At 63.6% G+C, this 11,851-nt stretch carries 10 protein-coding genes; 4 read left to right on the forward strand and 6 right to left on the reverse strand.

Annotated elements, in window-relative coordinates:
* Window positions 1-89: 89 nt before the first annotated feature.
* Together gshA and NE850_RS37910 are read left to right on the forward strand one after the other, a co-directional pair.
* Window positions 90-1,706 (forward strand): glutamate--cysteine ligase, encoded by a 1,617-nt coding sequence (gene gshA, locus NE850_RS37905; protein WP_007180087.1) that lies wholly within the window; start codon window positions 90-92, stop codon window positions 1,704-1,706.
* Between the two features lie 217 nt (window positions 1,707-1,923).
* Window positions 1,924-2,418, forward strand: a complete 495-nt coding sequence (locus tag NE850_RS37910) for a hypothetical protein (RefSeq protein WP_007180086.1) — start codon at window positions 1,924-1,926, stop codon at window positions 2,416-2,418.
* Between the two features lie 81 nt (window positions 2,419-2,499).
* On the opposite strand, the gene NE850_RS37915 is transcribed toward NE850_RS37910, so the two are convergent.
* Both NE850_RS37915 and NE850_RS37920 read right to left on the reverse strand, forming a co-directional pair.
* The gene (locus tag NE850_RS37915; protein ID WP_165187277.1) at window positions 2,500-4,062 is read right to left on the reverse strand and encodes a DHA2 family efflux MFS transporter permease subunit; all 1,563 of its coding nucleotides are present in this window, start codon (window positions 4,060-4,062) and stop codon (window positions 2,500-2,502) included.
* A gap of 136 nt (window positions 4,063-4,198) precedes the next feature.
* A complete protein-coding gene (locus NE850_RS37920) occupies window positions 4,199-4,741 on the reverse strand; it encodes a MarR family winged helix-turn-helix transcriptional regulator (RefSeq protein ID WP_007180084.1) in 543 nt (180 codons plus the stop codon).
* 252 nt (window positions 4,742-4,993) lie between these two features.
* Here NE850_RS37920 and NE850_RS37925 point away from each other — a divergent pair, with 252 nt between their 5' ends.
* Both NE850_RS37925 and NE850_RS37930 read left to right on the forward strand, forming a co-directional pair.
* Window positions 4,994-5,362 carry a hypothetical protein gene (locus NE850_RS37925; RefSeq protein ID WP_007180083.1) on the forward strand — a complete coding sequence of 123 codons (369 nt, stop codon included), beginning with the start codon at window positions 4,994-4,996 and terminating at the stop codon, window positions 5,360-5,362.
* A 183-nt stretch (window positions 5,363-5,545) separates the two neighbouring features.
* Window positions 5,546-7,111: an efflux transporter outer membrane subunit gene (locus tag NE850_RS37930; RefSeq protein WP_007180082.1), complete on the forward strand. Its 1,566-nt coding sequence runs from the start codon at window positions 5,546-5,548 to the stop codon at window positions 7,109-7,111.
* A 202-nt stretch (window positions 7,112-7,313) separates the two neighbouring features.
* On the opposite strand, the gene NE850_RS37935 is transcribed toward NE850_RS37930, so the two are convergent.
* The 4 genes from NE850_RS37935 to gspK are packed head-to-tail and all read right to left on the reverse strand — an operon-like array spanning window position 7,314 to window position 11,364.
* Complete coding sequence (locus NE850_RS37935; protein ID WP_165187275.1) at window positions 7,314-8,093, reverse strand: type II secretion system protein N; 780 nt, start codon at window positions 8,091-8,093, stop codon at window positions 7,314-7,316.
* A gap of 34 nt (window positions 8,094-8,127) precedes the next feature.
* Window positions 8,128-8,631, reverse strand: a complete 504-nt coding sequence (locus tag NE850_RS37940) for a type II secretion system protein M (protein ID WP_007180080.1) — start codon at window positions 8,629-8,631, stop codon at window positions 8,128-8,130.
* Complete coding sequence (gene gspL / locus NE850_RS37945) at window positions 8,628-10,055, reverse strand: type II secretion system protein GspL (protein ID WP_007180079.1); 1,428 nt, start codon at window positions 10,053-10,055, stop codon at window positions 8,628-8,630. The genes NE850_RS37940 and gspL overlap by 4 nt, the downstream gene beginning before the upstream one ends.
* 28 nt (window positions 10,056-10,083) lie before the next feature.
* Entirely contained in the window at window positions 10,084-11,364 is a 1,281-nt protein-coding gene (gspK, locus tag NE850_RS37950; protein WP_007180078.1) for a type II secretion system minor pseudopilin GspK, read from the reverse strand.
* Between the last annotated feature and the right edge of the window lie 487 nt (window positions 11,365-11,851).

Below are 11,851 nucleotides of genomic sequence, written 5' to 3' on the forward strand. Positions count from 1 at the left end.
AAAGTGCCCGCTACTGAAAATTCCGCCGAACGTTGTCAACCGCGCTGTGCTGCGGCACATGGCGGCCCGACAACGCCCGACTCGCATCAATGCCAAACACGACATCTTCCCGCACGACCGACGCGTTCTCGCACCGCCTGTCCGTGCTGACCTCAGGCCCGCAGCGCGACGCGCTGATACGTGGCCTGCGCGGCATCGAAAAGGAAAGCCTGCGCGTGACGCACGAGGGCAAGCTCGCCTTGACGCCGCATCCACGCGCGCTCGGTTCGGCGCTCACGCATCCGTCGCTTACCACGGACTATTCCGAAGCGCTGCTCGAACTGATCACGCCCGCCGAGCACGACATCGCGGTAACGCTCGATAAGCTCGACACGCTGCATCGTTTTGTCTACGCGGAACTCGACGGCGAGATCCTGTGGAACAACTCCATGCCGGGCCTGCTGCCCGACACCGACGAAGGCATTCCGATCGCGCGCTACGGCAGCTCGAATATCGGCAAACTGAAGTACGTCTACCGCATTGGTCTCGCGCTCCGTTACGGACGCACCATGCAGTGCATTGCCGGCATCCACTACAACTATTCGCTGAACGAAGAAGTGTGGCGGCTGCTGCATGCCGATCAGCAATCCACCGCGAACGCCGTCGACTTCCAGTCCGACCGCTATCTCGCGCTGATCCGCAATTTCCGCCGCACCAACTGGCTGTTGATGTATCTGTTCGGTGCTTCGCCTGCGCTGGATCGCCGTTTTCTGCGCGAGCGCAAACATACGCTCGATACGTTCGACGCCGACACGCTCTACCGTCCGTACGCGACCAGCCTGCGCATGAGCGACCTCGGCTATTCGAACACCACGGCGCAAGCCGCGCTGCACGCGGATTACGACACGCTGCCCGGTTATCTCGACGCGCTTGCGAAAGCCGTGAGCCAGCCGTATCCCGCGTACGAAGCAATCGGCACACAGCGCGATGGCGAGTGGGTGCAGATCAACACCAACGTGCTGCAGATCGAAAACGAGTTTTACTCGACGATCCGCCCGAAGCGCATCACGTATCCGGGCGAGCGTCCGCTGCACGCGCTGGCCGCGCGCGGCGTGCAATACGTGGAAGTGCGTTGCATGGACATCGATCCGTTCGAGCCGACCGGTATTTCGCTGGAGACATCGCGCTTTCTCGATGCCTATCTGCTGGTCTGCGCGCTCGACGACAGCGCGCTGTTGCCGCCTGATGCCTATGCCGAAGCCAATCAGAACTTCGGCCGCGTGACGATGGAAGGGCGTAAGCCCGGCCTCGAGCTGACACGCGACGGCCAGCCGGTTGCGATGGCGGATTGGGCGAACGAGTTGCTCGTCAAGATCGATGCGGCCGCGGCCACGCTCGACGCATTGCACGGCGGCGACGCACATGCACGCGCTGTCGCTGTTCAACGCGCGAAGCTGGCCGATGTATCGTTGACGCCGTCGGCGCGCGTGCTGCAGACCATGCGCGAGAAGCAGCAGAGTTTCCTTGCCTTCGGCCTTGCGCAAAGCGAAGCGCACGCCGCGTATTTCCGCGCGCGTCCGCTGGACGCGGAGCAGACCAAGGTATTCACCGATCTCGCTGCACAGTCGCTGGCCGAGCAGGCGAAACTCGAACGGGAAGAAGTCGGTTCGTTCGACGCATTCGTTGCGGCTTATCGCGCGTACACGTTGAACCGGTTCAGCGTCTGAACAACGCGCAAGCTCGGGTGAGGTGAGGTGAGAAACAAGCGGTCAGAAAGGCCGTTTTTTCTGCCCAGGTAACGTCTACGCAATACGCCATTGAATGTCGAACACTATCGGCAAATTCTCCACGCGTTCTGACGATTCTCTGATCCAGATGAAACACCGCACCGCTGCGGCGGTCCAAACTCATACGACGCGCACCACAGAGGGAGGATTCGACGCGATGAAAAAAAGTCTGTTGGCCATGCTGTGTGTAGCGGCGGCGGGATGTTCGACGCAAGGGCAGGTCGATCCGGACGTCATGCAGATCGCGACAACGCCGTTGACGTGTTCAAACAAAACGGAATGCGATGTCTGGTGGCAACGGGCGCAAGCGTGGGTGACGAGCCATTCGAAGTACAAGATCGAATCCTCGACCGACACGCTGATCCAGACTGCCGGTCCCGATGGCGGCAAGCGCGCGTTGGCGTATCAGATCACGCGCGCGGCGAATCCCGACGGCACTGCGACTATCGGCTTTGCCGCACATTGCGATGGCTCGATGGGTTGCAAGCCGAACCCGTGGGAAGCCGGCGCCGACTTCAAGCAATACGTGCGGAGCGCCACCACCGGCGCGCCGCAGAGTGGCGTCAAACCCTCGGAGCCTTCGACTCCGCATCCGGATGCCTTGCAGGGGCAATCGAACCCGGCAACAAACGGCGAAGCCGTGACGCAATAGAAAAAGCGGAAAGACGCGCGCAAAGTGTCGAAGAAAAGTCTCGCTTCGGCGCGCGTTCGCTCAACGCTGCCTCATCCAACTTCAATGCCCCATTGAAGGCCCGACGCCCTTGCGTGGTTTGGTGATCCAGACCAGCACCGCGAGCACGAGAAACGCCGCACACGAAATGCGGAAGAAATCATTTGTGGCCATCATATAAGCCTGCGCGGTCACTACCTGATTCAACTGCGCGGTGATGCTGTCGCCAGACAGTCCGAGGCCGGCCAGTGCGTTGGTATAAGCATTGGTGTTCGGGGCATACACGTTGACCGAATCGGTCAGCATCGCGTGATGGTAGATCGTGTCGTTCTCCCAGTACGTCGTACTGATCGCCGTACCAATCGCGCCCGACAAGGTCCGGAAAAAATTGGACAGGCCTGACGCACTGGCCAGCCTTTCATCCGACACGCTGGAGAGCGTGATGGTGGTCATCGGCACGAAGAAGCAGGCCACGCCGATCCCTTGCACGAGCCGTGGCCAGATCACGTGATTGAACGGCACGTCGAGCGTGAACGTGGAATTCCAGAACGAGACGAACGCGAACACGATGAACGCAAAACTCGCCACCACGCGAAGGTTCAACCGGTGCATGTTCTTGCCGATCATCGGCGAGAGAAACAGCGCGAGCAGCCCGACCGGCGCCGTCGCCAGACCCGCCAGCCCGGCCGTATAACCCATCACCGTCTGCAGCCAGAGCGGGAAAATCACGACCGAGCCGAAGAAGGCCATGAACCCGAACGAGATGATCAGCACACCAAGCGCGAAGTTGCGATCCTTGAACAACGAGAGATCGACGACCGGTTCTTTCTCCGTCATCTCCCACACCAGCATGAAGGCAAGCGACACCACCGCGATCACCGCAAGAGCAACGATAAATGTCGAATTGAACCAGTCGCGATCCTTGCCGAGGTCGAGCATCATCTGCAGGCACGACACGCCGATCACGAGCAGCGCGAGGCCGACCGCGTCGATCCGCTGTTGCGTGGTCTTCGTCTCACGGCCACGCAGCAGCAGAAACGCGCACACCGCCGAGAACACGCCGATCGGCACGTTGATGTAGAAAATCCACGGCCACGTGTAGTTGTCGGTGATATAGCCGCCCATCACGGGGCCGAAGATGGGCGCGCAAATCACCGTCATCGCCCACAGACCCAGCGCGAGTCCGCGCTTTTCCGGCGGATACGAGCGCATCAGAATGGTTTGCGAGAGCGGAACCATCGGCCCGGAAACGAGCCCCTGGACCAGCCGGAACGCGATCAGCGACTCGAAGTTGTGCGCGAAGCCGCACAGCGCCGAAGCAATCGTAAAAAGCAGCACGGACAGCGTAAAGAGCTTCACTTCGCCGACGCGGCGCGCGAGCCAGCCTGTCAGCGGCACCGCGATCGCCGAGGCGACGGAATACGACGAGATCACCCAGGTGCCCTGACTGGTCGCTACGCCAAGGCTGCCGGAAATAGTCGGCACCGCGACGTTCGCAATCGACGTGTCGAGCACCTCCATGAACGTGCCGAGCGCGAGCCCGACCGTGAGCAGCGCCAACGCGCCGCCTTTGAGCGGGGCGGGTTCGGCAGCGGGCAGGGCAGCGGCGGAGGCCGTGGCGTCCATAGATTTTTCTCCTCAGCCGGGAAAGCTTGTCGCAGCATCTTTATCGCACGCTTCGCGTGGCGCACTTACATGCCGGATCACTCTCTGCCCAGACAGATATCTTTAAACAATGACACGCTTGAAAAGCGCGCTCTGGTTAGCGTTCGCCGCGTTCCGGCGGCGTGTTTTCGGGTGATTCGTCCTGCGATTCCTGTTGCGGCCCCACGCCACACCCCGCGCTTGCGCCCGCGTCGATGCCGTTCGCAATGAAACGGCCGAGCAGGTCGATCAAGGTGGCGTGGTCGGCGGCTGAAAACCCTCGCAACTGCTCGTTCAGCACCGCCGCGCCCAGACCGGGCAGTTGCCGCGCGGCTTCGTGACCTTGCGGCGTCAATTCCAGCTTTACCATCCGACGGTCGGTTTCACTGCGCGTGCGCACGATAAAGCCTTTCTTTTCAAGGCGATCGAGCAGACGCGTCATCGATCCGCTGTCATACGACATGGCGCGCGACAGTTCGAACGGCGTATTCGCGCGCCGCGACGACAACATCAGGATCACGCCGATCTGCTGCGTGGTCAGCCCCAGCGGCTTGACGGCACGGTCCGTCCGCTCGACCAGCACATTTCGAGCTTTCGTCAGGTAGTAGCCAAGACTCGATTCGAGGTGAATCTCGTCTGCCTTGTAGGGACCGTCAGTCATCGTGTATCCGGCAACGTCGTCAAGCAGAACGGATTTTAGCTGCCTAAGCAGACAAGTCAAACCTGATTTCACGGAGTGCGAACAGCAGAAAAACAACACGGCCAGCGCGCGCAGAGCAAAGTATCTTGAAATTTGATTGCATAGTCAATATTATTGCAGGCAACGAGTTACGCGCGACCCGCGCCACCCGAGACCATGTTCTGACCGATTGCCTGCACGCCGCGAACCCGCCGTGCGAAAAGGATTTCCCCGATGCTGTACCTCAAAAACACGCTTGGCGGCCTGAGCCGCTCCCTGACCGATTCCGCGCTGAGCACCTTCAAGGGGCCGCACCGCTGGTGGAAACTCGCACTGTTCGCCGTGCTGTTCGTGCTGCCAGGCGGATCGGTGGGCGTGGCGGCGCTGGCGTGGGCCGAGCATCGGCGGGCACGCAAGAGTGTCAAGAGGGCGAAAGTCGCGAAGGTCGAATTGACGGCCGCGCCGCTTCCCACGGTCAACACCGCCGTTGCGCAAAAGCACGTCGGTCCCGTCGGCGCCTGCCAGGCGCGCGGCGATGCGCCCTGCCGGGCTGCGGCCGGCAAGGGGCTCCGCCAAGCCAAGTCGACCGAATCACGCGTGTAAAGGTCTGCCCGGTAACAGCGCGTAACCTTCGCGACAGCCTCAGTAACACACCTGCCACCTTCCTCGCATTACCCTTTCAGTTTCCCGCGCCCAGCGGGCTCATACGCTAACATTCCCGCAGACCAGTATCTCGCTCGGCGTGCCGCCCTCGGCCGCGCTGCGGCGTCAGAAGGAATTCATTGCATGCAGTCTGATCGAATCTCGCGCGCGCGGACGCTTGCGCCTCGCGCCCTGACCATTGCTGTCGCAGCGGCTCTCGCCGGCCTGCTGTCCGCCTGCGTGGTCGGCCCCGACTACAAGCGGCCCGCAGCCGCGATCCCGGCTTCATATAAGGAAGCCGCCCCCGGCTGGAAAGTCGCCGAACCGGCCGATCAGCACGATCGAGGCGACTGGTGGACCATTTACGAAGATCCGCAACTCAACGCGCTAGAAGACCGGCTGAACACCGCGAACCAGACGGTCGCCCAGTTCGCCGCCGCCTACCGGCAGGCGCGCGCGCTGGTCGGCGAAGCGCGAGCAGCGTATTTCCCCACCATTGGCGCATCGGCGGGCGCCACGCGTTCCGGCAACGGGTCGTCGTCGAGCGGTAGTTCGAGCGCCACGACGAGCCGCTCCGGCGTCAGCAATAGTTTCAACGTGCAACTCGACGCAAGCTGGGAGCCGGATCTGTGGGGTTCGGTCACCCGCTCGGTCAACTCGCAGAAGGCCGGCCAGCAAGGCGCCGCGGCAGACCTCGCCAACGCGCGGCTATCCGCGCAAGCCACGCTCGCCCAGACCTATTTCTCACTGCGCGCGCTCGACTCGACTCAGAAATTACTCGACGACACCGTCGCGGCTTACCAACGCTCGCTGCAACTCACGCAGAACCAGTACGCGGCCGGCGTCGCCGCACGCTCCGACGTGATTCAGGCGCAAACGCAATTGCAGTCGGCGCAGGCAGCCGCGATCGACAACGGCGTCCAGCGCGCCCAGGACGAGCACGCGATCGCAGTCCTGGTCGGTGAACCCGCCTCCACGTTCTCGATTCCGCCGATGCCGCTCACCGCCACGCCGCCCGCCGTGCCGGCGCAAATGCCGTCGGCGCTGCTCGAACGGCGGCCGGACATCGCATCGGCGGAACGCAAGGCGGCGGCGGCAAACGAGCAGATTGGCGTCGCCATCGCTGCGTTTTTCCCGTCGCTGACACTGTCCGCGTCCGGCGGCTTCGAAAATTCGGTGTTCTCGCAATTGCTGACCGCGCCGTCGCGCTTCTGGACGCTCGGCCCGCAGCTCGCCGCAACCCTCTTCGACGCCGGTCTGCGCCAGGCCCAGACCGATGCCGCCCGCGCCGCCTACGACGGCGATGTCGCGAGCTACCGTCAAACGGTGCTGGCCGCGTTCCAGGACGTCGAGGACAATCTCGCGTCGCAGCGCATCCTCGAGCAGGAAATCGTCGTGCAGCGGCAAGCGGTGGATTCCGCGCGTCAGGCGCTCGCCATCGTCACGAACGAGTACAAGGCGGGCACGGTCGGCTATGTCAACGTGCTGACCGCGCAAACCACCGCCTTCACGGCCGAGCAGAAACTGGAAAACATCGCCGGACAGCGGATGGTGTCGTCGGTGGGTCTGGTGAAGGCGCTGGGCGGCGGCTGGGACGCGTCGCAGATGAATCGCGAAACGGGTGATGTGGCAGCGCCGCTGCCGGCGTCAGCGGCTGCACCGGTTGCCCAAAACGGGGCGACGCCGCCTTCGCAGATGCATAACGAGTAGGAGCGCTGGCCGTCGGCGCAACGCAAAAGAGGCGTGACCGCATTCTCGACGGTCATGCCTCTTTTTTTGCATCGGCGCCTGAAGGCGCTAACAGGTTCAGCAGTTCCCAGGGGCTTCTCGCGCAGAGCGCCAGCAGCCCCTGCTAACGACGTTCATGCCGACGCTCGACCACCCCCCGCGCGGGAGCGCCCGGCAATCCGCCTCAGTGCACGAACGTCAATGCTACCGTGTCCGGCCCGCTCGGCCGCCCCAACAGGTTCAGCAATCCCGCAAGGTTATCGCGTGCCTCCGGCGCGGCGCTGGCCGTCCCGCGAAAAGACGTCGACGCCGCCGACACCGTGCCGTTGCCGGTCAGCATCAACGGGCCCTTGGTGGTCGTCAGATCGAGCGTGGACGACTCGCCCTGAGCCTGAAACAACACCCGGTACGAGCCGAGCGGCTTGACCATCGAGACGCGCGAGCTGACGTCGGTCAGCGTGACGGTCAGTTGTCCGAACGCCTCGCGGTTGAAGCTGCGCCAGTCCGACCACGACAATTGCACATTGCCCTGCAGATCGAGCGTATTGAAGGGCGCCCCAAGGCCGCTCAGCAGCGAAGCCGGTACGGCGATCGTGCCCGGCGTGACAGTCGCGCTGCGCGGCGAGGCGTCGACCGTGATCGGCTCCGGCATCGCCTCGCTGTGCCGCATGGTCATGCGTACACGGCCGGTAAAGAGCGGCCAGAAAGCCGTATGCCATTCGATCCGGCCAGGCAGCAGGGTCGCCGCGCTCATGTCGGAGCCCGCGGCCAGCATTAGCGTGGCCGAGCCGTGCCACAGCGAGCCGGCCGGATTGACGAGATTGACGTGGCCGCGCGTCTGTTTGGCGAACTGCGGCGTGATCCAGGCGGCCGGCAGCATTGCCAGCATCACGACTGCGGCGGACAGCAGCGCGACCACCAGCCAGGGAAGCGCGACGCGCAGGCGCCGCATCCAGTAAGTCATGCGAGATCCTGTGACGGCACGGGCGCGGTTATTTTCATTTCGCGGTGGACGGCTGCAGCGACGCCGTCAGATCCACCTGGCCGTCTTCCTTGAGCGCCGTGGCGTGGGCCTCCGAAACTTGCACCTTGAACTGCTTGCGCACGTCGTCGACCCAGTTCGTCCACGCCGGGAACGACGCGTTCTTCAACTGGATCTGGACCGCGTTGCCGATCACCTGGATCTGCGTCGCCGCAAGGCCATGATCGTTGAGCGAAGCGGTGAGGGCGTCTTTCAGCGCGGCGCCGGTCGGCGCCACGCCCTGAGCCGCCGCCGAGAGTTGCCGCGCTTCGTTCGCCTGCGCGGTCATTTGTGCCAACTGCCGCTGCAAGGTGGGCAGCGATTCATGCAGATGCGTGCGTCCTTCCTGCGCGGGCGCCCACAGCACCGACCACGCGATCACCACGGCGAGCACGCCACCGCCCCACGCCAGCAGGGTTTTTTCGCGCTCGGTGCGCTGGTCCCAGAATCCGGCCCATGTTTGAGCAAGTTCAGCTTTCATTGTCCGTTCCTGATGGTCCACTTGCCGGTGTTGCTGTCGATCGCGCCGCTCAGCCCGTTGCGGCCAAGGCGCTTCGAGAAGTCGGGATCGAGTTTGACCTCCGGCTTGAAGGTCACGTCGAGCCTGCGGTCGTGATAGTCGAGCGCGGCAATGCCGTTGACCGGCACCGGCGCCAGCGAGCGGGCGAGGCCGTCGGCCAGCGGCAGGAAATCGTCCGGCGACAGTTCGCCCGCCGCGACGCGCAACTGCTGCAATTGGCGCGCCATCTGGTCGGGGGCATCGAGCACGACGGTGGTTTTGGGGAAGGTATTGAGCAGCAGTTCGGTCATCTGCGTATTGATCGCGTCGCGTTGACGCGCGAGCAACAGCCACTGCACGTTCGCGCCGACGATTGCGATCACCAGCGCGCCGACCGCGAGCCACGCCGGCAGGCGCAGACGCCGCAGGGTCGCGCGGTCGAGCCGCCACGGCTGCGAAGCGAACTCGAACTGGCACAGGTCGAAGCGGCACTCCAGCGCGCGCCGCGCGAGTTGCTCGAATGGCAACGGACTGGCGCCGTGGATATATGCGGCCAGCCGCGCCGGACTATTCGTGGCGAGACTCGGCTCATTGCCGGGCACTTCGGTGAGCATGTACAGCGAGACCGGTGCCGCGCCCGCGAGCGCGCCGAGCGTCGGGTTCACGGCGCTGGCCGGCACGGCCAGCCCTTCGCCTTGCACGCCGCGCGCGATCGCCAGTTCGACGCGCGGCACACCGCTACCCGCGGCGCTTTCCAGCGCGCCTTCGAGCAGCATGGCGGGGGCGGTCTGCACCACGGCGCCGAGCACGGCGGCCACCATCGGCACTACGGACGCAAGGCCGGGCGCCACCACCGGCGCAACACCCGGCAGAGACGTGGCCACGCCGGCGGCGCCCGCCAGGGCCGGCTCACCGGCGTTCACCATTTCCGCGACTTCGGCGGGCGCATTGATATCGAGCGCGGCCGCCTGCGGCAGGCAGCGTGTTACCGGCACCGCGCGCAAGCTGCGGTGACCGGCGTTGGCGAACGATTCGCAGACAAAACGGAACCAGCCGCGGTCGATGATCGCCAGCAACTGCCGGCCGCCCGCGAGCGGTTTCGGATCGACCGCAATGTGGCAGGTCTGCGGATCCTGGATCAGTTGATCCTCGACGATATTGGGCAGCGCCTGACGCAGCCGCGGGCCGCGCAGCGGCGGCAGCGTGGCGGGCATCATCAGCAGGTCGCGCGCGGCGACCATCAGGACGGCGATTGAGGCGCGCGGCAGCAGCGCGAGCGCCGAACGGCCGGCGCGCTGGGTGCGCCCCGACTTGTCGAGCAGCACGAACGGCAACTCCGGCAGTTGCCATTCCTGCGACGGCACCGCCGGATCACGCGGCGGCAATAGAACGATCAGCGTGCTCAAAGGCCACTCTCTCTGGGAAAGGCGTTATTCATAGTTGGTCTTCTACTCGCACGATACGCGTAGTGTGAGTCAATGCGTCGCGATAGACGAGGGTCGTGCGGTCCACCTCGGCGCGTTCGTGCTGCACGCGGCCGTGGATCAGAAAGTAATTCGAGTTGACGTCGAGTTCGCTCGGATCGATCGAGACCGACTGCGCGCCCGCAGCTTGCAGCGCGAGTTGCACGTCGCCGGCGTTCCGAAAAAACACGGTTTGCCGCCGCGCGACGAACGCTTGCGCCCCCGACACGCTCATTCCCGGCACCACTGCCGCGATCACTTCGGCGGAGGCCGTATTGACGTTGACCGCCGAGACGGTCGGCAGCACGGTGACGAACGGCCGCAAGCGCGCGACCATTTCGGGCGTATAGCCCGGAATGTCGAGCAGCGAGTCGACGTTGATCAATTGCAGAGGCGCGTTCGCCGCGCTGTCGTTGCTGTCCTCGATGCCGGGTTTGTCGGTGAAGCTGCCGCCGGTGGCGCCGCCTTGAACCTGCGGGGTCGCGGTCGTGCCGTTCGTCGACGTGACGGTCTGGAAACGGGTTGCCGATTGCGCGAGGCTCGCGCGGACCTGGACTGCCGTGGTTTTTGCCAACTGGCTGTTCAGGCCGAGCGATACGAGCAGGCGCTGATAGGCGCCGACCTGGTTCATGTCCAGTTGCATCACGCCGGGTGCCGGGCTGTCGACCAGATTGCGGAGGTTGAATTTCGCCTGGGCGTCTTCGATTGAACCCGATAGATAGGTTTCCGCGCCTTGTTCGGCTCTGACTTCGCCGATCTGGCCGAGGAAATCGGACAGGCGGGTTTTGGCGATGGGGACGCCCCATAGGCCGCCCAGGTAGGTGATACCGGCTGAGGTGTCGCCCTCCGAGCGGAGAATCAGACGCGTCCAGTCGAGGGCGCCTCGTGCGACCCATTGGGCCTGGGATAGGAGGCGTTGGTTTTCTATCCGGCGGATCTGGACTTGTTGGCGCCAGAGCATGCCGGAGACGAGGATTGCTGATAGGGCGACTACTAGTAAGGCGCTGATGATTGCTACGCCTTTCTCGTTTGGTTGGATTTGTTTTTTGTTGGCCTTTCCTTGAATTGTGTGTGGTCTATTAGCGTTGCCCCCGTGCGGGGCGGCACCTACTTTCTTTGCCGCCGCAAAGAAAGTAGGCAAAGAAAGCCGCTTCACACCGCCAATGCTAAGCGGATCCCCCGCACAGTCACGGTAGTGGCACATCTGGAATCGGTCATCTCGCACACTCACCGCCCGTGACAAGGCAGTCATACTTCGCGCCTCGCACCAGGTGCTCGCCGGAACGGCTCGCGCGGAACACCATTGGGTGTTCTTGCCTTTGTGGGCGCCATCGGCCTCGCCTCGGTGGGGAGCGGAAACGGATCGGCTGTAGTTTGAGGTACTGCGGTGTGCAGCAAAACATCGTTGGTTTTCATGTGTACCGCTCGGCGCGCGCAACGCCGCCGGAACGGATGACGGCCTGGTCACGGGCGTATGTCGTGCGAGGGATCGTTCGTTTATCGCACCACTACCGTCACTGCGCAATGGACCCGCTTGTACGTTAGCGGTGTGAAGCCGCTTTCTTTGCTTACTTTCTTTGCGGCGGCAAAGAAAGTAAGTGCCGCCCCGCACAGCAATGCTCTCAACTTAAGCCCCAAAGAGCTTGTAAACGAGGCATCGTCCCTGTAAACTTCATCGCATAACTCACTGATAAATCAACGATATGAACTCAAATACCAGCGTCCTCGCGGCTTCTGGC

Source organism: Paraburkholderia sp. USG1, from assembly GCF_031570135.1.
In the GTDB taxonomy this organism is placed as follows: Bacteria; Pseudomonadota; Gammaproteobacteria; order Burkholderiales; family Burkholderiaceae; genus Paraburkholderia; species Paraburkholderia dioscoreae.